23 protein-coding genes are annotated in these 24675 nt (G+C 65.6%); 8 read left to right on the top strand and 15 right to left on the bottom strand.

From position 1 onward, the window contains the following. Window positions 1-26: 26 nt before the first annotated feature. From pstA to pstS, 3 genes are all read right to left on the bottom strand, one after another. Entirely contained in the window at window positions 27-1139 is a 1113-nt protein-coding gene (gene pstA / locus DXK94_RS04275; protein WP_115523995.1) for a phosphate ABC transporter permease PstA, read from the bottom strand. Next, the gene (gene pstC / locus DXK94_RS04270) at window positions 1140-2072 is read right to left on the bottom strand and encodes a phosphate ABC transporter permease subunit PstC (protein ID WP_079596804.1); all 933 of its coding nucleotides are present in this window, start codon (window positions 2070-2072) and stop codon (window positions 1140-1142) included. Window positions 2073-2177: 105 nt separating this feature from the next. Further along, the gene (gene pstS, locus DXK94_RS04265; RefSeq protein ID WP_079596805.1) at window positions 2178-3299 is read right to left on the bottom strand and encodes a phosphate ABC transporter substrate-binding protein PstS; all 1122 of its coding nucleotides are present in this window, start codon (window positions 3297-3299) and stop codon (window positions 2178-2180) included. Between the two features lie 254 nt (window positions 3300-3553). Between pstS and DXK94_RS04260 the strand changes: the two genes are divergently transcribed. Continuing rightward, on the top strand, window positions 3554-4681 hold the full coding sequence (locus DXK94_RS04260) for an aromatic acid exporter family protein (protein WP_079596806.1): 1128 nt from the start codon (window positions 3554-3556) through the stop codon (window positions 4679-4681). Here DXK94_RS04260 and DXK94_RS04255 read toward each other — a convergent pair. From DXK94_RS04255 to DXK94_RS04230, 6 genes are all read right to left on the bottom strand, one after another. Further along, window positions 4678-5760 carry a Gfo/Idh/MocA family protein gene (locus DXK94_RS04255; protein ID WP_115523994.1) on the bottom strand — a complete coding sequence of 361 codons (1083 nt, stop codon included), beginning with the start codon at window positions 5758-5760 and terminating at the stop codon, window positions 4678-4680. The genes DXK94_RS04260 and DXK94_RS04255 overlap by 4 nt on opposite strands. After that, window positions 5760-6776 carry a LacI family DNA-binding transcriptional regulator gene (locus tag DXK94_RS04250; RefSeq protein WP_115523993.1) on the bottom strand — a complete coding sequence of 339 codons (1017 nt, stop codon included), beginning with the start codon at window positions 6774-6776 and terminating at the stop codon, window positions 5760-5762. The genes DXK94_RS04255 and DXK94_RS04250 overlap by 1 nt, the downstream gene beginning before the upstream one ends. Before the next feature lie 63 nt (window positions 6777-6839). Beyond that, the gene (locus tag DXK94_RS04245) at window positions 6840-8282 is read right to left on the bottom strand and encodes a GH1 family beta-glucosidase (protein WP_115523992.1); all 1443 of its coding nucleotides are present in this window, start codon (window positions 8280-8282) and stop codon (window positions 6840-6842) included. Then, window positions 8282-9199, bottom strand: a complete 918-nt coding sequence (locus tag DXK94_RS04240) for a carbohydrate ABC transporter permease (protein WP_115523991.1) — start codon at window positions 9197-9199, stop codon at window positions 8282-8284. Before DXK94_RS04240 ends, DXK94_RS04245 begins: the two co-directional genes overlap by 1 nt. Beyond that, a complete protein-coding gene (locus tag DXK94_RS04235) occupies window positions 9196-10200 on the bottom strand; it encodes a carbohydrate ABC transporter permease (protein WP_115523990.1) in 1005 nt (334 codons plus the stop codon). Before DXK94_RS04235 ends, DXK94_RS04240 begins: the two co-directional genes overlap by 4 nt. Window positions 10201-10257: 57 nt before the next feature. Then, on the bottom strand, window positions 10258-11514 hold the full coding sequence (locus tag DXK94_RS04230; protein ID WP_395928245.1) for an ABC transporter substrate-binding protein: 1257 nt from the start codon (window positions 11512-11514) through the stop codon (window positions 10258-10260). Window positions 11515-11788: 274 nt separating this feature from the next. On the opposite strand from DXK94_RS04230, the gene radA reads away from it, so the two are divergent. Then, a complete protein-coding gene (gene radA / locus DXK94_RS04225; protein ID WP_079596813.1) occupies window positions 11789-13162 on the top strand; it encodes a DNA repair protein RadA in 1374 nt (457 codons plus the stop codon). 30 nt (window positions 13163-13192) lie between these two features. On the opposite strand, the gene DXK94_RS04220 is transcribed toward radA, so the two are convergent. Further along, a complete protein-coding gene (locus tag DXK94_RS04220) occupies window positions 13193-13462 on the bottom strand; it encodes a hypothetical protein (RefSeq protein WP_115523988.1) in 270 nt (89 codons plus the stop codon). Between the two features lie 118 nt (window positions 13463-13580). Between DXK94_RS04220 and DXK94_RS04215 the strand changes: the two genes are divergently transcribed. Further along, the gene (locus tag DXK94_RS04215) at window positions 13581-14102 is read left to right on the top strand and encodes an NUDIX domain-containing protein (RefSeq protein ID WP_115523987.1); all 522 of its coding nucleotides are present in this window, start codon (window positions 13581-13583) and stop codon (window positions 14100-14102) included. A 136-nt stretch (window positions 14103-14238) separates the two neighbouring features. On the opposite strand, the gene DXK94_RS04210 is transcribed toward DXK94_RS04215, so the two are convergent. The 5 genes from DXK94_RS04210 to DXK94_RS04190 are packed head-to-tail and all read right to left on the bottom strand — an operon-like array spanning window position 14239 to window position 18085. Further along, window positions 14239-14517, bottom strand: a complete 279-nt coding sequence (locus tag DXK94_RS04210) for a hypothetical protein (RefSeq protein WP_115523986.1) — start codon at window positions 14515-14517, stop codon at window positions 14239-14241. Between the two features lie 24 nt (window positions 14518-14541). Beyond that, entirely contained in the window at window positions 14542-14946 is a 405-nt protein-coding gene (locus DXK94_RS04205) for a universal stress protein (RefSeq protein ID WP_115523985.1), read from the bottom strand. After that, entirely contained in the window at window positions 14943-16475 is a 1533-nt protein-coding gene (locus DXK94_RS04200; protein ID WP_115523984.1) for a tripartite tricarboxylate transporter permease, read from the bottom strand. Before DXK94_RS04200 ends, DXK94_RS04205 begins: the two co-directional genes overlap by 4 nt. A gap of 9 nt (window positions 16476-16484) precedes the next feature. Beyond that, window positions 16485-17039 (bottom strand): tripartite tricarboxylate transporter TctB family protein, encoded by a 555-nt coding sequence (locus DXK94_RS04195; protein WP_115523983.1) that lies wholly within the window; start codon window positions 17037-17039, stop codon window positions 16485-16487. A gap of 44 nt (window positions 17040-17083) precedes the next feature. Then, window positions 17084-18085, bottom strand: coding sequence for a tripartite tricarboxylate transporter substrate binding protein (locus tag DXK94_RS04190; protein WP_115523982.1), 1002 nt, complete (start codon window positions 18083-18085; stop codon window positions 17084-17086). A gap of 141 nt (window positions 18086-18226) precedes the next feature. Here DXK94_RS04190 and DXK94_RS04185 point away from each other — a divergent pair, with 141 nt between their 5' ends. The 5 genes from DXK94_RS04185 (at window position 18227) to DXK94_RS04165 (ending at window position 24608) form a co-directional block, all read left to right on the top strand. Next, on the top strand, window positions 18227-19111 hold the full coding sequence (locus DXK94_RS04185; protein ID WP_079596821.1) for a LysR family transcriptional regulator: 885 nt from the start codon (window positions 18227-18229) through the stop codon (window positions 19109-19111). A gap of 134 nt (window positions 19112-19245) precedes the next feature. After that, entirely contained in the window at window positions 19246-20160 is a 915-nt protein-coding gene (gene kdgD / locus DXK94_RS04180; RefSeq protein WP_115523981.1) for a 5-dehydro-4-deoxyglucarate dehydratase, read from the top strand. A gap of 32 nt (window positions 20161-20192) precedes the next feature. Continuing rightward, window positions 20193-21809 carry an aldehyde dehydrogenase (NADP(+)) gene (locus tag DXK94_RS04175; RefSeq protein ID WP_115523980.1) on the top strand — a complete coding sequence of 539 codons (1617 nt, stop codon included), beginning with the start codon at window positions 20193-20195 and terminating at the stop codon, window positions 21807-21809. Beyond that, the gene (locus DXK94_RS04170; protein WP_115523979.1) at window positions 21806-23134 is read left to right on the top strand and encodes an enolase C-terminal domain-like protein; all 1329 of its coding nucleotides are present in this window, start codon (window positions 21806-21808) and stop codon (window positions 23132-23134) included. The genes DXK94_RS04175 and DXK94_RS04170 overlap by 4 nt, the downstream gene beginning before the upstream one ends. A gap of 124 nt (window positions 23135-23258) precedes the next feature. Next, entirely contained in the window at window positions 23259-24608 is a 1350-nt protein-coding gene (locus DXK94_RS04165; protein ID WP_115523978.1) for an MFS transporter, read from the top strand. The last annotated feature ends 67 nt before the right edge of the window (window positions 24609-24675 follow it).

Genomic DNA, 24675 nt, shown 5'->3' with positions numbered 1-24675 from the left:
GGTGTACCGGAAGGGCGGTGCGGCGGTCAGCGGCCGGTCTTGGGGGCGAAGACCCTGGCGATCAGCCGGGCCCCCAGGTTGAGGATCATCACCAGGATGATCAGCACCAGGGCGGCGCCCCAGGCCCGCTGGGAGGACGGGTCCGGGTTGGCCGGCGAGGTGGGGTTCAGGATCTGGGTGTAGATGAACGTGGGGAGCGAGGCCATCCACCCGCCAAAGACGTTGGAGTTGATGCTGGTGGCAAAGCCCGCCGTGACCAGGATGGGAGCCGTCTCGCCGATGACCCGGGCGATGGCCAGGGTGACGCCGGATGCGATGCCGGAGATCGCCGTCGGGATGACCACCTTGACGATGGTGCGCCACTTGCGCACACCTAGGGCGTACGCAGCCTCGCGCAGCTCGTTGGGGACAATCTTCAGCATCTCCTCGCTGGACCTCACCACCACGGGGATCATCAGCACTGAGAGGGCGACGGCGGCCACGGCACCGGTCTTGGTGCCCGGGCCCACCACGGCGAAGAAGAAGGCCGCGGCGAACAGGCCGGCAACGATGGAGGGGATGCCGGTCATCACGTCCACGAAGAAGGTGATGGCCCGGGCAAGGCGGCCGTCGTTGCCGTACTCCACCAGGTAGATGGCCGTGAGCAGGCCCACCGGGACGGAGATGAGGGTGGCCAGCAGGGTGATCTGCACGGTGCCCAGGAGGGCGTGATAAATGCCGCCCAGCACAGGGGTACCGTTCTCCACTGCCCGGTTGTCGAACACGCCGGTGACGCCGTTCATGGAGGTGGTGAGGAACCCGGGGTTCAGGAGGCCTGGCACGCCGTTGACGAGGACGGTCCAGATGACCGAAATCAGCGGAAGCAGTGCCACCAGGAAGGATCCCACCACCAGGCAGGTGGCCAGTTTGTCCTTCGCCTTGCGGGAACCCTCAACCACGGCGCTCCAGGACACCAGGCCGACGGCGAACAGCAGTGCCGAGACGATCCCCCAGCCGAAGGCATTGAAGCCCACGAGCGCCAGGATGGCCGCGCCCACAATGAGCGAGGCGGCCAGGACCACGTAGGGGGCGTACTTGGGCAGCTGGCCCTTGGTGAGTGCCGAGCGCTTGCTGCGCACCGGGGTAAGCGTGGAGGTCATTTAGTTGGCTCCCGAGAATTCTTTGTGCCGGGTGATGATCCAGCGCGCGATCATGTTCACGGCCAGGGTGATGACGAACAGGACCAGGCCGGCGGCGATCAGCGTGCTGACCTTGAGACCGCTTGCCTCCGGGAAGTTCAGGGCGATTTCCGCGGCGATGGTCTGGTTGCCGGACTGGATCAGGCTGGCGGTCAGCGCGCCGGAGGAGAGCACCAGGGCCACGGCCATGGTCTCGCCGAGCGCACGGCCCAGGCCCAGCATGACGGCGCTGATGATCCCTGGCCGGGCGAAGGGCAGGACGGACATTTTGATCATTTCCCAGCGCGTGGCACCGAGGGCAAGCGCGGCTTCCTCGTGCAGTTTGGGGGTCTGCAGGAAGATCTCGCGGGACAGGGAGGTGATGATGGGCAGCACCATAACGGACAGGACGATGCCGGCCGTCAGGATGGTCTTGCCGGTGGCGGAGGCAGGTCCCTGGAAAATGGGCAGCCAGGCCATGTTCGCGGCGAGCCAGTTGTAGGCCGGGGAGATTTCCTTGGCCAGGAAAGCGGCACCCCAGGCGCCGTAGATCACGGACGGGATGGCGGCGAGCAGGTCCACCACGTAGCCCAGTCCTGCCGCCAGGCGGCGGGGGGCGAAGTGCGAGATGAACAGGGCCACACCAATGGAGATCGGCGTTGCGATCACCAGTGCGATGGCAGCTGCAATGAGCGTGCCGATCACGATGGGCCAGATGTAGGCGAAGAAGCCTTCCCCGCCCTGGATCTCGGCGGCCGGGGCTGTGAGCGCAGGGATTGCCTGGACCACCAGGAAGAGCGCGACGCCGAAGAGGACGGCGAGGATGAGGCAACCGGCGGCCAGTGCTGCGCCGGAAAATATCTTGTCCCCGGCGCGGGCGGCGCCCTGGTTACTGGTCAAGGGGGTGGCGGTCATTCGACGGCCCTTCGATCGTTTACTGACACTGGAAGATGTTGCGGTCAAACCGAAGTTCCCCGCACTGCCTTGTGGCAGGCGGGGAACCCGGGTTTGGTGCAGTGATTAGGACTTGACCTTGATGGAATCGATGGCCTTGGCGGCCTTCTCAGCCAGCTCGGAAGAGAGCGGAGCGGACTTGGCGGAATCCGCGGCGGCCTGCTGGCCTTCCTCGGAGACTACGTAGTTCTCGAAGGCCTTGACCAGGTCAACGGTTTCCTGGCTGTCGTAGGTGGAGCAGACGACGTGGAAGGACACCAGCACGATGGGGTAAGCGCCCTCGTTGGTGGTCTTGCGGTCCAGCTTGATGGACAGGTCGTTGGCGGAGCGGCCTTCAACCGGGGTGCCTGCGTCAACAGCCTTCGCTGCGGCTTCGGCGGAGATTTCGGTGAAGGATTCGCCGACCTTGATCTGCGCAACACCGAGGGTTCCGCCCACTGCGGAGTCGTCCGCGTAGGTGATGGCGCCGGGGGTGTCGGTGACGGTCTTGACCACGCCGGAGGTTCCCTTGGCGTTCTCGCCCTGCAGGGATGCAGGCCAAACGCCGGAGGCCTTGTCCGTCCAGACCTCGGGTGCAGCGGCAGCCAGGTAGTCGGTGAAGTTGGTGGTGGTGCCCGAGTCATCGGAGCGGTTCACCGGGGTGACCTTGAGGTCCGGCAGGTTCACGCCTTCGTTGAGGGCGGCGATGGCGGGATCGTTCCAGTTGGCGATCTCGCCGCGGAAGATCTTGGCAACGGTGGCGGCGTCAAGCTTCAGTTCGGTGATGCCGGGCAGGTTGAAGGCGACGGCGATCGGCGAGATGTAGACCGGGATGTTCAGTGCGCCGTCAGGACCGCAGACGGTCTGGGACGTGGCGTACTCGTCGTCCTTCAGGTAAGCGTCGGAGCCGCCGAACTGGGCGGATCCGTCCAGGAGGGCCTTGCGGCCTGCACCGGAACCGTCCGGGGAGTACTGCACAGTGGCGCCGGGGTTGGCGGCGGCGAACTCTGTCTTCCAGGCGTCCATTGCCGCGCCCTGCGCGGAGGAGCCGATGCCGGTGAGCGTGCCGGTGACCTTGGGGCCGCCAGCAGTCTGGGTGCCGCCGGGCGCGGTATTGGTGGCGTTGTCTGAACCGCAGGAGGTGAGCGCGAGTGCGCCGGCTGCGATAACAGCGATAGCCGCGTGGCGGCCGAAGCGGAGTGCCTTCACTAGATGTACCCCTTCCAGGGTTATTCAGGTGCGGGACAGGGACGGAGAACCCTGCAGCGCGATGCGTACGTTTTGTACCTTCATCGAAGTTAGGGGCCGCAGGTAAAGGGATGCCCTGCCCAAGGTGAACGGAACATTAACGACCGCGGGATATTGGCTTACAAATGCCGGGTCACCATTGCGCGGATCACATCTGCGGCCGTAGTGGGCCAGCCGCAAAATAAACGTCACAGGCAGCAAATAGACTGGACGGCATGGCTCCCGCAGCAGGACTTTCAGCAGGCAGGCGTTTCCTGCGCGGCCGTATCCGCACCGGACTGATCCGGAGCCGGAACTCGCTTGTTCCGGCCATCCAGATGACCGTGTGTGCGGTGGGTGCCTACGCCTTCGCCGAATACGTCTTGGGCCACTCGGGGCCGCTCTTCGCGGCCACCTCGTCGCTGATTGCGCTGGGGTTTTCCCGGGAACCGCGGCTGCGGCGCGTGGTGGAGGTGGGCCTGGGCTGCACCATCGGCATCGCGGTGGGTGACCTGCTCCTGCACTGGCTGGGCAGCGGAATCTGGCAGGCCGCCGTCGTCCTTCTGTTCTCCATCCTGCTGGCCCGCTTCCTGGACAGCGGCAACATCTTCACCACGCAGCTGGGCCTGCAGTCCCTGCTGGTGGTGCTGCTCCCGGCCCCCGCCGGCGGGCCCTTCACCCGGAGCATCGACGCCGTCATCGGCGGGCTGTTTGCCCTGCTGGTGACAATCCTGGTCCCCAAGGATCCCCGCAGGGAGCCCCGGAAGGACGTGCAGAAGCTCCTCCATGAGCTGGCGGAGGTGCTCCGTGAGTGCGCGGAGGCCTTGGCTGACAGCGATTCGACGCGGGCCTGGCATGCGCTGGTGCGGGGCAGGAACTGCCAGCCCCTGGTGGACGCGATGCGGCATTCGCTGCGGGCGTCGGGTGAGGTGGCCAGGCTCGCGCCCGCCTACCGCCGGCACCGTGAGGAACTGGACCAGCTGAAGCAGTCGCTCGATTTCATCGACCTGGCGCTCAGGAACAGCCGCGTTTTTGCTCGCCGCCTCACCAGCGCCATCAACCACGCCGCCCTCTCCGACGAAGCCACCGCGAACATTGCGGAGGTGCTGCAGGAGACCGCTGCCGCGATTGACGAATTGTCGCTGGGCCTCGCGGAAACGCACGACGGCGTCCGCCGCGCCCACCTGCGCACGGCCCGGCGGGACCTGAGTGAGATTGCGCTGCGGCTGCACCCGAGGCTGCTGGAGGTGCAGCGGTTGGAAGGCGAAACCGTGGTGATGCTGTACCGGCCGCTGATGGTGGACCTGCTGGAGGCCACCGGCATGGACGCCCGCGAGGCCCGCGACGTGCTGCCGGCGCTTTAGTTCCCGGCGGTTGGGGACGAATCTGCGGTCAAGCCCGCTGGAACCCCGTCGTTCGGGTAGCGAAGCCCCAGCTGTTGCCGTGCTTCGTCCAGCAGCTGCATCACCTGCACCGTTTCGGTCCACGGCATCAGCGGACTCTCCTGCAGGCCGGCGCGGATGCACCGGGCGGTTTCGCGCAGTTCGTGGATGAAGCCTTCGGTGTCCTCGGGGAATTCCTCGATCCTGGTGCGGCCATCGCGCCCGCAGATTTCCACGGTCCTTGGGTTGTAGAGCGGGGCTCCTGTCCTGATCCAGCCCGCCGTTCCACTGAGGGTGACCATGCCCGGACCGGCGGCCTGGATCGATGAGATCAGCTGGGCTGCGGCGCCCTCCGGGTACTCAAGGGAGAGGGTGGTCTGCACGTCCACGCCGTCCTGGTTCAGGTGCCCTTTGGCCTTGAGCGCGGCGGGAAATCCGAGGGCCGCCACCGCCCAGGTCAGCGGATACACCGCGAGATCCAGCAGCGCGCCGCCGCCGGCAGCCGGATCCCACAGCCTGTCCGTCGGATCGTAAACAGCGGGGAACCCGAGATCCGCCTGCACCCAGCGGACCGCCCCGATCTCACCCTCGCGGATAAGCTGCAGGACGCGGCGGGTTGCCGGCAGGAAGCGGGTCCAGACTGCCTCCATCAGGAACAGCCCGCGTTCGCCGGCCAGCCGGACCAGCTCCCGGGCCTCGCGGGCGTTGATGGTGAGCGGCTTTTCGCACAGCACATGCTTGCCGGCGTTGAGGGCTGCACGGGCAACCTCGAAGTGCTGGGCGTGCGGCGTGGCGATGTACACCACGTCCACCATGGGGTCGGCAAACAACTGCCGGTGGCCGGTTGCGGCCGGTGTGTCGTGGTAGCTCAGGGCAAAGCCGTGCTGCTCGGCGAAGGCGCGGGCGGAATCCTCGCTCCGGGAACTCACGGCATGCAGTTCCGCGTCCTCAAGGCAAGCAAGGTCTCGGGTGACCCGGTGGGCGATCCTTCCCGTGGCAACAACACCCCACCGCAGGACGCGCTTGGCGTTGCCGGCGGTGTTTTCTCCTGGCGCCCCCATCAGGCGGAGTCCCGGACCACGAGGGACGTGGGAATCTGCGTTACACGGTCGGCGTCTTTCCCCTCAATCAGGTTCACCAGGATCTCGGCCATTTTCTTTCCCATCTCAATAATCGGGTGATGGACCGTGGTCAGCTGGGGATTGACGGATGTGGCGAACGAATCGTCATCGAACCCCACCACCGCGACGTCGTCGGGAATCCGCAGCCCGCGTTCCTGCAGCACCGTGTAGGCACCTGCGGCCATCTGGTCATTGGCGACAAAGAGCCCGTCCACCGCCCGCCCGCTGCCCAGCAGCCGCCGCATCGCTTTCGCTCCTGATGCAAGGGTGAAATCCCCGTACTCCACCAGGGAGTCATCCAGTCCGGCCTCCGCCATGGCCTTTCTCCAGCCGCTGACGCGGTCGATGCCCGGCGGCATGTCCTGGGGCCCGGCGATGGTGGCAATGTTGGTCCGCCCACGCTTGACCAGCAGCCGGGTTGCTCCCGCGGCTGCGGCCTCGTTGTCCACGTCCACGTAGTAGCTGGCACTCTCGCCCAGCGGCCTGCCAGCGAAAACCATGGGGATGTAGTCACTCAGGTGCGTCCAGGACTTGTCCCCCGCATGGTGTGACACCACCAGGGCACCTGCCACATTGCCGCCCAGCAGGAACGCCCTGGTCTTTTCCGGCTTGGCTTCGGAGGCAATCACCATGTTCAGCGTGTAGTCCGTGTCCGCCAGGTACAGGGCCACGCCCTGCACCACGGACGCGAAGAACGGGTCCGCGAACACCTTGGACGTGGACTCCGGCACAATGAGCGTCACCGAATTGGGCCGCCTGCTGGCCAGGGAACGCGCCGCCCGGTTGGGCGTGTAGTTCACTGCGAGAATGGCCTGCCGCACCTTGGCCGCTATCTCTTCATCGACGCTCGGCACGTCATTAACCACCCGCGAGACAGTGGCGCGGGAGACGCCGGCCAGCGCTGCCACCATTTCAAGGGTGGGCGTTGGCCGGCTTCCGCTCGGGTCTGGCTTCACAATCTTCGCTCCGTGATCTAGCTGGCACAGTGATCTAGCTGGCACTGGGCCGGGGATTTCAGTTTAGGCGGGCAGGGATGCAGCGAGCCGGGAGGCGTTCCGCTTCGCGGCGGCAATCAGTTCCGCGTAGGCCTTGCCGCTGTCCTTGACCGTTCTTTCGAAAGTGCCGTAATCGACGCGGACAATACCGAAGCGCTTCCCGTAGCCCCACGACCATTCGAAGTTGTCCAGCAGTGACCAGACGAAGTAGCCGCGGACATCCGCGCCCTGGTCTATTGCTTCGCCGACGGCGGCCACGTGCTCCAGGATGAACCCGGTCCGTTCTTCATCGTGAACGACGCCGTCGGGGCTGACAGTGTCATCGTACGCGGCGCCGTTTTCGGTGATGTACAACGGCGGCAAGGACGGGTACTCCTCCCCCAGCCGCACCAGCAGGGTGCGCAGCCCGCCCGGGTTCACTTCCCAGCCCATTGCTGTCCGCGGCAGCCCGCGGCTGGGAAACGCGATGTCCTCGGAACCGATCCAGGGTGAGGCGGAGGGCCGTTCGGCGCCGCCGGAGTGGCCGTCGCTTCCGGCGTCGTCGGCGTGGCCGCTGATGAGGTCGTCGTGGTAGTGGTTCACTCCCAGGAAATCCAGCGGCGCACTGATGGTTTCCAGGTCCCCCGGAAGAATGACGTCCTGCAATCCGAATGGTGCCAGATCACGGAGGGTGTCTTCCGGGTAGCTTCCCCGCAGGAGGGGGTCAAGGAAGATCCTGTTCTGCAGCGAATCGAACCGGCGTGCGGCGTCGAGGTCCACCGGATCCGTGCTGTCCCGCGGGATGGAATTGCTCAGGTTGAGGGTGATCCCCAGCTGCTGGGCTCCCCGGCTGCGCAGCGCATTTACCGCCAGCCCGTGGGCCAGGTGCTGGTGGTGCACGGCGGCGATGGCCGCCGCCGGGTCCTGCCGGCCGGGAGCGTGGACGCCGGACCCGTAGCCCAGGAGTGAAGAGCAGAACGGCTCGTTGAACGTGGTCCAGTGGCGGACCCTGTCCCCCAGTGCCGAGTAGACGTCGTTTGCATACTCCACGAACCGGTAGGCGGTGTCCCTGTTGGCCCAGCCGCCCTTTTCTTCAAGCGCCTGGGGCAGGTCCCAGTGGTAAAGGGTAAGCCACGGCAGGATGTCCGCTTCGAGGAGCTCATCCACCAGCCGGGAGTAGAAATCCAGGCCCTCGTGGTTGACGGCCCTGTCCCCCGGCCGCACCCGGGCCCAGCTGGTGGAAAACCGGTAGGAGTCCAGTCCCAGCTCCTTCATCAGCCGGACGTCCTGGGGCATCCGGTGGTAGTGGTCCACTGCCTGCTCAAGGTTGTCGCCGTGTGCAATGGCGCCCGGAACCCTCGCAAAGTGGTCCCACACGGAATCTTCCTTGCCGCCTTCGCGGCCGGCGCCCTCGATCTGTGCGGCCGCCGTCGCCGATCCCCACAGGAAGCCCTCGGGCCATTGCCTTGCGTACGTTGGGTGCTGCATTAGCCCTTCACTGCTCCTTGCATGATTCCTGAGATGAGTTGTTTGCCGGCCAGTACAAAGAGCACCAGCAGCGGGAGGGTTGCCAGCACCGCTCCGGCGAGGACCACGGAGTAGTCCACGTAGCGGGCCGACTGCAGTTGGCTGAGCGCCGTCTGCAAGGTGGGGTTGCCGGCGTCGAGCACCAGCAGCGGCCAGAGGAAATCGGTCCAGGCCGTCATGAAAGTAAAGAGCCCCAGAATGGCCATGGCGGGCCGGGCGGCCGGGATGGCCACGTGCCGGAAAGTGGAAATCATGCTGGCGCCGTCCATCCTGGCGGACTCGATGAGTTCGTCCGGGATCACGTCCACCAGGTACTGCCGCATGAAGAAGACGCCGAACGCCGTGACCAGCGTGGGCACCACCACGGCGCCGATCTCGCCGGTCCATCCCAGGGTGCGCATCACCATGAAGAGCGGGATGATGCCCAGCTGGGTGGGGATGGCCATGGTGGCCACGACCATCAGCATGAGCCCGTTGCGGCCCTTGAAGCGCAGTTTGGCAAAGGCGTACCCGGCAAGGGTGGAGAACCCGACCACCGAGACGGTGATGATGCAGGAAATCAGGACGCTGTTGCCCAGCGCGAGCCAGAAGGGGATGGTGTCGAAGACCTCACCCACATTGGTCCAGAAGTTTCCGCCCGGCAGCAGGGGCGGCCAGGTTTCACCGAGGGCCTCGTTGGAACGGCTGCCGATCACCGCGGACCACCAGAGGGGGTAGGCCGAGGACAGCAGGAACGCCAGGAGCAGGCCGTAGGTCAGGAATCCGGGCTTTTCCCCGGAGCCGAAAATGCGTTTGCGGAGGGTGGAACGGGCAGGCGCGGGCGCGGGTCTGCCGGCGGTGCTGGATCCGGCGGGCGCTGTCCCCTCGATGGTGCTCATCGCTTGGTCCTTTCGGCACGTTTCCGGGCAGCCCTGGAGGGCTTGGCGGCGTCGGCGGTGGCGATGCGCCGGGAGATGAGGTAGTTGATGACGCCGAACAGCACGATGATCAGGAAAAGCAGCCAGGCGATGGTGGATGCCTTGCCGAAGTTCTGGCGCTGGAAGGCCATTTCCCAGAGGTACAGGACCGTGGTCTGGAACTGCCGCTGGGAGCCGCCGGCTGTGGCGGGATCGAACAGGCGCGGTTCGGTGAAGATCTGCAGGCCCCCGATGGTGGACGTGATGACCACAAAGACCATGGTGGGACGGATGCTGGGCAGGGTGATGCTGAAAAACCGGCGGACGGCTCCGGCGCCGTCCAGGGCGGCGGACTCGTAGAGGTCGCGGGGAACGGCCTGCATTGCGGCCAGCAGGATCAGGGCGTTGTAGCCGGTCCAGCGCCAGTTAACCATGGTGGCAATGGCGATGTGGCTGGGCAGCGTTTCGCTCTTCCACATCACGGGGTCCAGGCCGAAGTTGCCCAGCACGTTGTTGATCAGGCCGTACTGCTCGCCGAACATGTTGGTGAAGATCATGGCCACGGCCACGGGCGTCACGATGTATGGCAGGAGGACGCTCATCCGCCAGAACGTCCTGGCCCGGATGTTCTGGTCGAGCATGGCGGCCAGGAAGAGCGCGACGGCGAGCTGCGGGATGGCGGAGAGCAGGAAGATGCTCACGGTGTTGAACAGGGAGTTCCAGAAGAAGCGGTCCTGCAGGACCTCCGTAAAGTTTTGCAGGCCCACGAAATCGCCCTGGCCCTTGAGCAGGTGCCAGTCGAAGAGGCTCACCACGAAGGTGTAGATCAGGGGGAAGAGTCCCACCAGGGCGAAGAGGATGAAGAACGGGGCGATGTAGAGGTAGGGCGATGCTTTGACGTCGAAGACGTTGAGGCGCTGCCTGAAGGTGGGTTTCGGTTTGATGGCCGCGGGTTTCGCGGGGCGGTTCAGGGTGGTTGTCATGGGCTTTTGCCCTCCATCGGGGGGCCTCCCGTCGGGGAGGCCCCACAGCGGGTGGTGCTAGTTCTTTACGACCAGGTCGTTGAGGAGGGTCAGTGCTTCTGACCAGGCCTTGTCAGCGTCGGCGGTGCCGGCGTCGAGCATTTTCAGCGCGGGGCCGAACACGTTCTCCTGGATGACGGAATCATCGGGTCCCTTGAACTGGGCCACCACACCTTTGGCGCGGTTGGCAAGGATGACGCCGGTGGGGGCGTTGTTGAAGAGCACGTTGGGGGTGGCGTCCGCTACGAGCTTCTCCTGTGCCTTGAGGGTGCTGGGGAAGTTGTTGGCGGCGGCCGACTGCTTGACCTGCTGCTCTGGTGCGGTCAGCCAGGCGGCGAGCTTCGCAGCTTCTGCCGGATGTTCGGAGGTCTTGGGCACGGAGAGGAAAGCGCCGCCCCAGTTGGAGGCCCCGCCGGGGAAGACGTCGGCGAAGTCCCAGCCGCTGTCCGTGCCGCCGCCCGCTGATTCCAGCTGACCCTTGATGGTGCCGAGCATCCAGCCCGGGCAGACGAAGGTGGCAAAGGAGCCGTCAGTGAACGCCTTGCCGTTGCCCCAGTCCCATTGGGTCTGGTTGGCGGACAGTCCTGCGGCGGTACCGGCGGCCAGCAGCCCGAACTTGTCCTTCATCTCCGCGTTGCCGTCGACGTTAAGGTCGCCGTCCTTGGTGTAGTAGCCCTCTTCCATCTGGTTCACCATCGAGTTCCAGACGAAGCCGGACTGGTCGTACCAGGCCTTGCCGGTGGCCGCCTTGTACTGTTCGCCGAGCTTGAAGTAGGTCTCCCAGGTGGCGTCCTCGCCGCCGAAGAGCTTGGCGACGGATTCGCGGTCCTTGGGCAGGCCGGCAGCCTCAAACAGTTTCCCGTTGTAGCAAAGGCCCTGCGGTCCAATGTCTGTTCCGTACCCGATGACGCGGCCGTCCGGATCGGTGCCCTGCTTGAACTTCCAGTCCACCCAGTTGTCCTTGATGTCAGCTGCGCCGTGCTCGTTCAGGTCCACGAACTGGTCCGAGACTTTCATGATGGATCCCAGCCAGCCCTCCTCGATGGCGACGACGTCGCTCAGGCCGGAGCCGGCCGCGAGCTTGGTGAAGGCGTCGGTGCGGGCATTGGCTCCGCGGTCGATGTTGGTGGCCTTGATCTTGATTCCGGGGTTGGCCTGCTCGTATTCACCGTAAAGATCGTCGTAGCCGAACGTTCCGAAGGTGGTGACCGTGAGTTCCACGGGATTATCTGCGCTTGCTGCCTGTTCTGAACTGCCGCTGCAGCCGGTGGCCATCAGGGCCAGGGCTGCTGCGCCCGCGATGGCGGCCGCTGTATGTCGACGTGCGAATTTCAAGGTCACTCCTTTGTGGGGGAACTACCGGCGCTGAGAGAGCGCTCTCTGGCAAGTTCCTCAACTGTAAGCGTGGCGCAGATCACTGTCAAGAGAGCGCTCTCTGAACATCGCCGGAGCACCCCGGATCGGGAGTGGCCGGGCCTACAGCCGGGTGATTGAGCCTGTCGAAACGCCGGGCGCTGGATTGTCGGTGGCCGCCGCTAGGGTTGAACGCATGGCAACAAAGACTTCCCGGGCTTCCAAAGCGCCCGCCTACAAATGCGCCGAATGCGGCTGGACCACCGTCAAATGGGTGGGGCGCTGCGGCGAGTGCCAGGCGTGGGGCACCGTAGAGGAAACGGGCACGGCTGTTGCGCGTACGACGGCGGCCACAACGGTCCTTGAGCCGGCCCGCCGGATTGCCGAGGTTGACGCCACCACGGCGGCTTTCCTGCCCACGGGGGTGGATGAACTGGACCGTGTGCTCGGCGGCGGCCTGGTGCCGGGCGCGGTCATCCTGCTGGCGGGTGAGCCGGGTGTCGGCAAGTCCACCCTCCTGCTGGATGTCGCGGCGAAGTTCGCCCGGACGGCGCAGGACGTGCTGTACGTGACGGGCGAGGAATCCGCGGCGCAGGTGAAGCTGCGGGCGGAGCGGATCGACGCCGTCGCGGAATCCCTGTACCTCTCCGCCGAGACGGACCTGGGCCAGGCGCTGGGACAGGTGGAGAAGATCGAGCCGCGGCTCCTGATCGTGGACTCGGTCCAGACCCTGAGCAGCGCGGACGTGGACGGCAGTGCCGGCGGTGTCTCCCAGGTCCGCGAAGTGGCGGCCTCCATCATCGCCGCGGCAAAGCGCCGGAACATGACCACCCTGCTGGTGGGCCACGTGACCAAGGACGGGTCCATCGCCGGGCCCCGGCTGCTGGAGCACCTGGTGGATGTGGTGTGCCAGTTCGAAGGCGAACGGCACTCGCGGCTGCGGCTGCTCCGTGCGGTCAAGAACCGGTATGGACCCACCGACGACGTGGGCTGCTTCGACCTGAACGAAAACGGCATCGAAGGGCTCGCGGATCCCAGCGGACTGTTCGTCAGCCGCACCAAGGATCCGGTCTCCGGCACCTGCATCACCGTGACCATGGAAGGCCGCAGGCCGTTGCTCGCGGAGGTGCAGTCGCTGCTGGCCGAGAGCCCCAACTCGCAGCCGCGCCGTGCAACCAGCGGCCTGGACAGTTCCCGGGTCTCGATGCTCCTGGCGGTGCTGCAGCAGCGTGCCGGAACCCTGCTGCACAAGGACGATTCCTATGTGGCCACCGTGGGCGGCGTGAAGCTGAGTGAACCTGCCACGGACCTGGCGGTTGCCCTTGCCGTGGCTTCAGCCAAGGCGCGCAAACCCCTGCCCATCCGGCTGATTGCCTTCGGCGAGGTGGGGCTCGCGGGTGAGGTCCGGCCGGTGCCCGGCATCAACCAGCGCATCCAGGAAGCCCACCGGCTGGGGTTCACCCACGCAGTGGTCCCGGCAAGCCATGCCGGGCCGGGACCCATACCCGCCGGGTTCTCCGTGCGGGAAGTGGAGCACCTGACGGAGGCGCTGAGTTTGCTGATCGGGTAACTCCCGCCAATGATGGCGGGCACGTAACGCCTAAGGGTGCCGCGGAAGCTGGTCCGGATCGTCCCGGTGGGCGTTGAAGAGCCAGCCGGACACATCGCTGCGGAGCACCAGCAGCGGGCCGCCGGTGGCGCTGACGTTTCCGGTGGGCACGTAGTACCCGCGCCCGTTTCCTGGACCGCCCGCAGCACGGTCCAGGGCATCGAGCAGGTGCCGCGGAAGGTGGCCCTGCGGGCCAAGGCTGCGAAGCTCATCAAGTTCTTCCGGCGTCAGCCGGCCCAAAACCTCAGCAATGTTGGCCATGACGGGTCCCTTCGAGGAAAGTGCCTGAAGGAATAACCTAAAGCAGGGCCGTGAACTGCCGGTTAACGCTGGACGGCGAATTTGCTACTTGTTGAATGCGGCTGGAAATGGAGGACACATGCCGGTCCGAAGCGCAGGAATCCTCCTGTACAGGCTGGGCACAACGCCCGGGGCCGCCGCCGGCCAACAGCCAGGCAACGCATCCGATGTTCCCGGGGCACTGCAGGTGTGGATCGCCCACATGGGCGGGCCATTCTGGGCCCGCAAGGACGCGCACGCCTGGTCCATTCCGAAAGGCGAGTACACCGAGGACGAGGATCCGCTCGCGGCCGCCCTGCGGGAATTCGCCGAGGAAATGGGAACTCCCGCACCTGCTGCTGACTACGAACACCTGGGCGAATTCCGCCAGCCCTCCGGCAAGATCATCACCGTTTATGCGGCCGATCAGGACTTCCAGCCGGAACGGATTGCCAGCAACACTTTTCCCCTCGAGTGGCCCAAGGGGTCAGGCAGGATCCAGGAGTACCCGGAGATCGATGACGCCCGCTGGTTCCCACTGCCGGAGGCAAGGCTCAAGCTGGTCAAGGGCCAGATTCCGGTCCTCGACGCCCTCGCCGAGCACGTCCGCGCGAAGTCCTGATAAGCGAATCTCCAGTACGCCAAGTCCCAGTCAAGGGGCCTGCACCGGAAGCTGCCCGCCACAGCCCAGGACACAGGAAGGCCGGGAATCCGCTGGGATTCCCGGCCTTCGTGTCCGCGCCAGACGTTGCATGCCGTCAGGCAGCTGCGTGGATTCGACCTGCCATCGTGTTGGCTGACGCAACCTTGACCACGGTCACATCGTCTCCGGAGCACACCATGGTCCTGCCCGCGCCGTCGTCCCGGATCATCCAAAAGACACTGCGGTCCGCGGCGATCATGTCGATGATTCCGGACATTGGGCCGCCGCCGTCGCTGTGGACCTCGACGTGGTCCTTGCGGCAGAGCCTGGACCAGTCAGGAATGGGCGGTGCGGCGTTTACCGTTCCCCGGCGGGCTGGTTTGTGGATGTACATGGTGCCTCTCCAAAGGGCTCTCTGCTAGAAGTTTCCGCCGTCGGCCTTGACCGCAAGCACCGGCCGGTCCGCCTGCATCAGGATGCGCTGGGCGTGGCTGCCCAGGATGAACTTCCCCACCTGGGTGCGGTGCCGGAGGCCTATCACGATCAGGGATGCATTGGCTTCCCGGGCCACATCCAGGAACTCGTCGGCGAGGTCATGCTGGTACGGCGGCTGGATGACGCTCGCCTGGACACCGGCCTCGGTGGCCCGGCGGGCGGCCTGCTCCAGCAGCTCTTCGGGTGCCACCGACTTGTCCACCAGTGCGCCTTCCCGGGCGGAGTTGACGATCAGGAGATCCTCATTCCGCAGGCGGGCTTCGGCGATGCCGGCCTTGAGGGCGGCTTCTCCCGCGGGTGTTGGAACGAATCCGACGACGATGCTCATACTTTCTCCTTGATGTCCGGCCGGGCTGCGGATGCAGTAGCGGGTAGCTTGCGCTTGGCGATGGAGGTGCGGATAAACGGCAGCACTGCCACCAGGACAAAAACGACCAGCAGTGTGGCCGAAATGGGACGGCCGAAGAAGCCCAGCGGGTCACCGCCAAAGACCAGCAGGGAACGCCGCATGGAGCTCTCGAGAAGCTCGCCCAGCACAAAGGCGAGCACCAGGGGGCCCGGTTCGAAGCCGAACTTCTTCATGAGGTAGCCGATGATGCCGAAGACCACCACGAGCGTGACATCGAACATGCTGTTGTTGATGGTGTAGGCGCCGAGCAGCGTGATCAGAGCAGTGACGGGGGCCAGGATGGCTGCGCGGACGCGCAGGATCCTGACGAAGATTCCCACAAGCGGCAGGCTCATGATCAGCAGGAGGATGTTGCCGATGTACATCGAGTTCACAACGCCCCAGAACAGCTCCGGGTTCTGCTCCACCAGCTGCGGGCCGGGGGTCACACCCTGGATGAGCAGCGCACCGAACATCAGTGCCATGGTGGCGTTGGCCGGAATGCCAAGCGTCAGCAGCGGAATGAACGACGACGTGGCGGCAGCGTTGTTGGCCGTCTCCGGGCCGGCGACGCCTTCCGGCGCTCCCTTGCCGAACCGTTCGGGCTGCTTGGCCCGCTTCTTCTCCATGGCATAGGAGGCCATGGAGGCGATGGTGGCGCCACCGCCCGGGAGGATGCCCAGGAAGAAGCCGAGGACGGATCCGCGGCCGATGGAGCCGGACGCCTGCTTGAGGTCCTTCCGGGAAGGCCAGACGTTGGCCACTTTCGACGGCGCCTTGGCGGCCCGGTGCCGTTCCTCCAGGTTGTAGAGGATTTCACCAAGGCCGAAGATGCCCATGGCAATCGGCACGAAGTCGATGCCGTCGGCCAGCTGCAGGCTGCCGAAGGTGAACCGGCTTTCCCCGGTGAAGATGTCCCGGCCCACCGTCGCGAGCAGGAGGCCGAGGGCGGCGGCAATGAGCGCCTTGGCTTTCGCGCCGCTGCTGATGGTTGCCACCAGGAGGATGCCCAGCAGCGCAAGGGCGGTGTACTCCGGCGGGCCGAAATCCAGCGCGAAGCTGGCAACGATGGGCGCCAGGAACGTCAGGCCGATGATGGCTGCCGTGCCGCCGACGAAGGAACCGATGGATGCAAGTCCCAAAGCGGTGCCGGCCTTCCCCTGCCGGGCCATCTGGTAGCCGTCAAAAACCGTGACGACGGAGGACGCTTCGCCGGGAAGCCGGAGGAGTACGGAGGTGATGGTGCCGCCGTACTGGGCGCCGTAGAAAATGCCGGCCAGCATAATGATGGCGGTGACGGGTTCCACGTTGTAGGTCAGGGGCAGCAGGATGGCAATGGTTGCCGCGGGCCCCAGTCCGGGCAGTACGCCGATCAGCATGCCGATGACGACGCCGATCAGGCAGTAGAGGAGGTTGGTCGGCTCCAGGACAACCGCAAATCCGTTGATAACGGGATTCAGAAAATCCACGGGGGTCTCCTAGAAGAGGTGGGGGATGGAAGTGCCGAGCGCCAGGACAAAGATGCCGTAGAACGCCGCGACGACGATGGCGCTGACCAGCAGGGTGGAGCGCCAGGTCTCGCCGCCCAGGAAGCGCATCCAGATGATGCACAGGACCAGCGCCGGGATCTCGAAACCGATGAGCGGCATGAGTGCCACCATGGCTGCCAGTGTCACCAGGCCTGTGAGGGGGGCCAGTGACATGCGCGTGAACTTTTCGGCATCCCGGTTGTGCCGGCCCAGGATCAGCTGGAAAAGGCCCAGTGCCACCATGACGCAGCTGATGATGAAGGGCCAAAGGCCCGGCTGCGGGCTGGCCGGGGTGCCCAGTCCCATGGCGACGGACAGGATGATGGCACCGATCCCGACGCCGAGGACCACCAGGGAGGATGCCATGCTGGCGAGCGCACCGGCCGCCGGCGGCTTTTCCTCTTCCCATTGGGCTGCCAGTTGCTCCGGCGTCAGTTCATCAAGGACGTCGCCCGGGACGTCGTCATGAGCGTGGGCGGTGCCCCCGCCGGAGGGAGCAGCCATGCTGCTTCCTCCGGCGGGTACTGCGGGGGTTCCTTTCACAGGAATCACTTATTTCCGCTCAGGCTGATGTCGTACTTCTCCACCAGCTCCTTGTACTTCGCTGCGTAGCCCTTCCATTCGGTGACTACTTCCTCGCCGGAGATCTCCTTTGGCGTCAGCATGTTCTTCTTGTTGAACTCCTTGTAGGCCTCGGACTTGAAGGTCTCCTGGAATGCCGAGTACAGCTTGTCCTTGACGTCCTGCGGGGTGCCCTTGGGGGCGGCGACCGCCCGGTACTGCGCCACCGGAACGTCGTATCCGGCTTCCTTGGCGGTGGGGGTGTCGGGCAGGAAGCTGTTGCGCTCCTCCGAGAAGACCAGCAGCGGGGATACCTTGCCGGCCTCGATCTGTGGCATGGCCTCGCCCAGCTGGATGGTGGCGAGTTCCACCTGGTTGCCCAGGACGGCCGTCAACGCCGGCTTGCCGCTGTCGAACGGGATGTCCGTGCCGGTGACGCTGGCCTGCTTGAAGAGCACGGTCTGCGCCAGCTGGCTTCCGGTGCCAACGCCGGTGGTGCCGAAGGTGACGTTGCGGCCGGCGTCGGTGACGTCCTTGAAGGATTTGAAGCCGGACTCCGGGCTGGCCACCAGGACGTAGTCGTCCTGGGACAGGCCGGCAATGATGTCCAGATCGTCGATGTTGACCGCTTCGTCGGCGGAGACTGCCAGCGGCGTGATGGTGATCAGGGACGCGGTCAGCAGGACCAGTTCCTGTCCGTCGGCAGGCTTGCCGGCAACTTCCTTGGTAGCGAGGGCTCCGTTGGCGCCGGGCTTGTTGACCACGGGCATCGGCTTGCCGAGCGTCTTCGAGGCTCCCTCGGCAAGGGCACGGGCGATCAGGTCGGTGCTGCCGCCGGCTGCCTGGCCGACCGTGAGGTTGACCGGCCCGGAGGGGTACTCGGCCGTGGTGGACTGGCCGCCGGCGACGTTACCGCAGGCAGTCATGGCCAGCAGCGTGATGGCCGATGCCGCGCCGAGGACCGAGCGGCGGGTGGGGAAGTGCTTCATTGGGACTCCTCATAAAAGCTCCGGGATGCTCCCGGACGGTGCTGTGAACCGAATCACTTCGGGTTGCTGGATCGAGTTTAGGGACGCGTTATGATGCCTGTCTAAGCCCAAATCAGCATCAAGTGATACCCGGAAGGCATCATGTTTACGTTTGACCAGCTGGCGGGATTTATTGCCGTCGCAGAGGAGCTCCACTTTGGCCGCGCCGCCGAGCGGCTCAACATGACCCAGCCCCCTCTCAGCCGGCAGATCCAGAAACTGGAAAAAATCATCGGAGCGGAACTCCTTGAGCGGGACAACAGGCGGGTGGAGCTCACCTCGGCAGGGGAGACGTTCCTTGAGGAAGCGCGCCGGCTGATGGCGCTGGCGGAGCGTGCCCCGGTCACGGCCCGCCGCATCGCGTCCGGACGCTCGGGCGTCCTGCGGATCGGCTTCACGGCAGCAAGCGGTTTCAGCATCCTGGGCCCTCTGCTGGAAGAGATCTCGGGCATCATGCCGGACGTGGACATCGACCTGCAGGAGTTGGTGACGCGCGAGCAGCTCAACGGCCTGCTGACCGGCGAACTCGACCTTGGCTTCGCGCGCCCTCCCTTTGACAGCGAAACCTTTGATTCGCACTTGCTCTACCGCGAGTCCATGGTGCTCGCGGTTCCCTCAAGCCATCCCCTGACGCTGCTGGGACGGGACCTCACCGCCGAGGATTTCAAGGACGAGCCCCTGATCATGCACTCCCCCACCCAGGCGCGCTATTTCTATGACCTGGTGGTCCGCATGCTCCCCATCCAGCATGCCAATGTGGTCCACACGGTCAGCCAGATCCTCACGATGGTCTCGCTCGTTGCGGCAAAACGCGGGCTGGCCTTCGTGCCCCATTCGGCTACCCTCCTGGGCATCAAAGGCGTGGAATTCCTGCCGTTGGAAGCAGGGAGGGAGGAACAGGTGGAGCTGCACGCGCTCTGGAACCGCAGGATCACCAACCCGGCACTGGCCCGCCTCCTGCGCGACCTCGAGTTTGCCATGGAGTAGACGGCACATGGATCATGCACCGAAGGTATCAATACATACAAAAATGCACTTAGACAGGCATTACGTCCTCTGCCTAACCTGAACAGGAATCCACCACCAGCCGCCCTCCCGGCGCTCACACAGAGGACAACATCGTGGCAAAGTACACCCCGCAGGAACTGGCAAACACCCTGAAAGACGGCCTGCTGTCGTTCCCGGTGACGTCCTTTGACAGCCACCTGCAGTTCGACGAGGAAAATTACCGCAAGCACCTTGCCTGGCAGGCGAGCTTCCCGGTGGCAGGCCTGTTCGCAGCCGGCGGCACCGGCGAAGGCTTCTCCCTCACCCCCGCCGAATCCGCCCACGTGGTGCGCACCGCCGTCGAAGAAGTCGGCAACCAGGTGCCGGTACTTGCATCAGCCGGCGGATCAACAGCACAGGCAATTGAGAATGCCAAGGCTGCAGAAGCAGCAGGCGCTGACGGCCTCCTGCTCCTCCCGCCGTACCTGACCGAAGCCGACCAGGGCGGCCTGATCGACCACGTCAGCGCCATCTGCAGCGCCACCTCGCTGGGTGTCATCATCTACAACCGCGCCAACGCCATCTACAAGGACACCACTGTTGCCACCCTCGCGGACCGGCACGAAAACCTCATCGGCTTCAAGGACGGTGTTGGCGACCTCGAACACGACGCCCGCGTTTACGCCAAGCTTGGCGACCGCCTCTTCTACCTGGGCGGCCTTCCCACCGCGGAAACCTTCGCCCTCCCCCTGCTGCAGCTGGGCATGAGCACCTACTCCAGCGCGATGTACAACTTCGTCCCGCAGTTCGCGCTGGACTTCTACCAGGATGTCCGCAACAACGACCGCGTGGCCGTCAACAAGAAGCTGAACGACTTCGTGATCCCCTACCTGGACATCCGCGACCGCGTGAAGGGCTACGCTGTCTCCATCGTCAAGGGCGGCCTGGACGCCATCGGCCGCTCCGCCGGCCCGGTCCGCCCCCCTCTGCAGAACATGGCGGAGCAGGACCTGGCGGACCTCAAGGCGCTTATCGCCCGCGTATCCTGACCCTGATCCACCGCTTCCCAGGAGGAACCATCGTGACCCTCACCGGACACTCCCTGATCGCCGGACAGACCGTCGTCGGCGACGGCAAGACAGCCTTCGGCTTCAACCCGGCCACCAATGAACAGCTCGATCCCGCGTACTCCCTGATCACCGAGGACCAGCTGAAGCTGGCCACTGCCGCGGCAGCTGACGCGTACCCGTCCTTCTCCACACTGGACCCGGAAACCCACGCCGGGTTCCTCGAGGCCATTGCGGACAACATCGAGGCCATCGGCGAGGAACTGATCGTCCGCGCAGGCCAGGAAACCGGGCTGCCCGCCGCCCGCCTGCAGGGTGAGCGTGCGCGCACCACCGGCCAGCTGCGGCTCTTCGCCAACGTGGTCCGCCAGGGCGACTTCCGCGGCGTCCGCGTGGACCCCGCCATCCCGGACCGCAGCCCGCTGCCCCGGGCAGACATCCGCCAGCGCCAGATCCCGCTCGGCCCCGTCGCGGTATTCGGCGCCAGCAACTTCCCGCTCGCCTTCTCCACCGCCGGCGGCGACACCGCCTCGGCCCTCGCCGCAGGCTGCCCCGTCGTCTTCAAAGCCCACAACGCCCACCCCGGCACCGGCGAACTCGTCGGCCAGGCCGTGGCCAAAGCCGTCAAAGACTTCGGCCTGCACCCCGGCGTGTTCTCCCTCATCTACGGCCCCGGCGCCAGCATCGGCCAGGCCCTCGTCGCCGACCCCAACATCAAGGCCGTCGGCTTCACCGGCTCCCAGGCCGCCGGCAACGCCCTGATGAAAACCGCGGCAGCCCGCCGCGAACCCATCCCGGTCTACGCCGAAATGTCCTCCCTGAACCCCGTCTTCGTCTTCGAAGGCGCCCTCAAAGGCTCCGCCGAAGACATCGACGCCCTCGCACAGCAGTACGTCACCGCCGTCACCGGCAGCTCCGGGCAGCTCTGCACCTCCCCTGGCCTGCTGTTCGCCCCCGAAGGCGAACTGGGCGACAAACTCGCCGCCGCCGTCGGCCGCGCCGTCTCCGCCTGCTCCGGACAGACCATGCTCACAGCGGGCATCGCCGGGTCCTGGAACGCCGGGGCAGAAGCTTTGGGCAGCGCCGACGGCGTGAACCTGATCGGAAAGGGCGCCGCCGGTGCCACCGAAAACGCCCCGGCACCCACCATCTTTGGCACCCAGGTCCGCGACTTCGTCACCAACCACGTCCTGCACGAGGAAATCTTCGGCGCCGCGTCCCTGGTCATCCGCTACGGCAGCACCAACGAACTCCTCGACGCCATCAAACGCCTCGAAGGCCAGCTCACCGCATCGCTGCAGCTCACCGAAGAGGACTACCCCACCGCGGCGCCCCTGATCCCGGCACTCGAGCAGAAAGTGGGCCGCATCATCGTCAACGGCTGGCCCACCGGCGTCGAAGTCGGCCACGCCATGGTCCACGGCGGTCCGTTCCCCGCCACCTCCGACTCCCGCACCACCTCCGTCGGCTCCCTCGCGATCAACCGCTTCCTGCGGCCGGTCGCCTACCAGAACATCCCCCAGGAACTCCTCCCGGCACCCCTGCAGGACACCAACCCCTGGCACCTGAACCGCAGGATCGATGGGGTTGTGGAAGCCGCCGAAGCACAGAAAGCAGGAATTAACGCATGACCTCCCAGCCAAGCATTGCCCGGGTCGAAGTTGTCCCGGTTGCCGGGCACGACAGCATGCTGATGAACCTCAGCGGCGCGCACGGCCCGTTCTTCACCCGCAATGTTGTGATCATCACCGATTCGGACGGCAGGACCGGCCTGGGTGAAGTTCCCGGCGGCGAAAAGATCCGCACCACCATCGAGGAAGCCGGCGCCCTGATCACCGGAAAGCCGGTGGCCCGCTACCGCTCGCTTTTGCGTGAAATTGCTGCCGAGTTCGCTGACCGCGACGCCGGCGGCCGTGGCCTCCAGACCTTTGACCTGCGTACCACGGTCCATGCCGTCACCGCCGTCGAATCCGCGTTGCTGGACCTGCACGGGCAGTACCTCGGAGTTCCCGTGGCTGAACTGCTCGGCGACGGCCAGCAGCGCAGCTCCGTCCCGATGCTCGGCTACCTCTTCTTCGTGGGCGACCACAAGCGGACGGACCTGCCCTACCTCGTGGAGGATGCACCCGCGGACCGCTGGGAGGAACTCCGCCGGCAGGAAGCCATGACGCCCGAAGCTGTGGTGGCCCTGGCAGAGGCCGCCCAGGAACGCTACGGGTTCAGCGACTTCAAGCTCAAGGGCGGCGTGCTGTCCGGCGACGACGAAGTGGACGTGGTCACGGCCCTCGCCGAGCGCTTCCCCGAGGCAAGGGTGACCCTCGACCCCAACGGCGGCTGGCTCCTGGACGAGGCAATCCGGCTGGGCAAGCGGATGCAGGGCGTTGTGGCCTACGCGGAAGACCCCTGCGGTGCAGAAGGCCGCTTCTCCGGCCGGGAAGTCATGGCGGAGTTCCGCAGGGCCACGGGCCTGAAGACGGCCACCAACATGATTGCCACGGACTGGCGGGAGATGTCGCACGCGATCCGCAGCAACGCCGTGGACATCCCCCTGGCTGACCCGCACTTCTGGACCATGCACGGCTCGGTGCGGGTGGCGCAGATGTGCCACGAGTTCGGCCTCACCTGGGGCTCGCACTCGAACAACCACTTTGACATCTCGCTGGCCATGTTCACCCATACCGGTGCCGCGGCTCCGGGTGAAATCACCGCCCTGGACACGCACTGGATCTGGCAGGACGGCCAGGGCCTCACCAAGGAACCGCTGCAGATCAAGGACGGGGCCATCGAGGTTCCGGCCGCCCCGGGCCTCGGCGTTGAGCTGGACCGCAATGCCCTGGACAAGGCACACCAGCTGTATCTGGAACAGGGCCTGAATGCCCGCGACGACAGCATCGGCATGCAGTACTACATCGAGGGCTGGTCCTTCGACCCGAAGCGGCCCTGCCTGGTCCGTTAGCAGCCTCCGGCTGCACTTTCGGTAAAGTAGTGGGGTCCGCTGTGGCGTGCCCCACTACTTTCCTGTGCCCCCGCATTGGGCCCCGCAGCCGGCCTGCGTTATCTATCCAAAGGAAATACATTCAATGAAGTCTGCAGACAATGCTGTCTCGGACGTGGCGACAGCCACGAAGAAGTTCTTCAAACGCGTTCTGCCCATCATGCTGGTCATGCTGGTCTGCAACCAGCTGAACCGGTCCAACATCGGCTATGCCCAGGACCACCTCCAGGCGGATGTGGGCATCGGCGCCGCCGCCTACGGGTTCGGCGCTGGCCTGTTCTTCATCGCCTATGCCATCTTTGAACTCCCCAGCAACGTGATGATGGAAAAGTACGGCGCCAAGGTCTGGCTGACCCGCATCATGATCAGCTGGGGCATCGTCTCGTTCCTGATGGCGTTCGTGCAGAACGAAACCATGTTCTACGTCCTGCGCTTCCTGCTGGGTGCCGCGGAGGCGGGCTTCTTCCCCGCCGTCATCTTCTACTTTGCCCGCTGGGTTCCGGCGGGCCAGCGCGGCAAGGCCACCGCGATCTTCATCGCGGGCTCCTCCATCGCCGCGGCAATTTCCGGCCCCATCGCCGGCATGCTGCTCAGCCTCCACGGCGCGCTGGGGCTGCGCGGCTGGCAGTGGCTCTTCGGCTTCGAAGGCGCCCTCTCCGTGGTGGTGGGCATGGCCGTGTTCTTTGTCCTGGACGCCCGCATCAAGGACGCCAAGTGGCTCTCCCCCGCCGAGAAGGACGCCCTGTCCCAGGCCATCAGGGATGAGGACGCACAGCACACCACGGCCGGCGGCGCCAAGATCAACCGCTGGAAGATGCTGCTCAACCCGCAGATCCTGCTGCTGTGCGGCATCTACTTCTCGGTGCAGCTGTCCATCTACGCCAACACGTTCTGGCTCCCCAGCATCATCAAGCAGATCCCCGGCACCACGGACCTGACCGTGGGGTTCCTGTCCTCCATCCCGTGGGTCTGCGCCGTCTTCGCCATGTACTTCGCCGCTAAACTGCAGGACAAGGCCAAGTCCAAGCGCCCGCTGCTGGTGGTTGCCCTGCTGGTGGCAGCCGTCGGCACGTTCGCCGCCGCCATCGCATCTCCGGTCATGGCCCTGGTCTTCCTGGCCATCGCGGCCATGGGTTTCAAGAGCGCCTCGCCACTGTTCTGGACCATCCCGCAGTCCGGCCTGCACCCGATGATCCTCGCCCCGGCCATCGCCATCATCAATTCGCTGGGAAACCTGGGCGGCTTTGTGGCCCCCTTCGGCTTCGGCATCATCAAGGAGCAGACCGGCAGCGTTATCCCCGGCCTGTTCGCGCTGGCCGCCGCCTCCACCATCGCTGCCGGGCTGGTGTACTTCCTGAAAGAGCGCCGAACCGATGGCGCTCCCGGGCAGGTTGAGGAAGCCGCCGCGCAGGAGCCGGTCGGCAGCCGCGCATAAGGGGACTGCACGACGGCGGCGCCAGGCGCCACTGGGGTATTGATCGCCACGGCTGACGAACCTCCGC

This window comes from Arthrobacter sp. RT-1, from assembly GCF_003367205.1.
In the GTDB taxonomy this organism is placed as follows: domain Bacteria; phylum Actinomycetota; class Actinomycetes; order Actinomycetales; family Micrococcaceae; genus Arthrobacter.
This window is presented reverse-complemented; position numbering and strand designations above follow the sequence as displayed.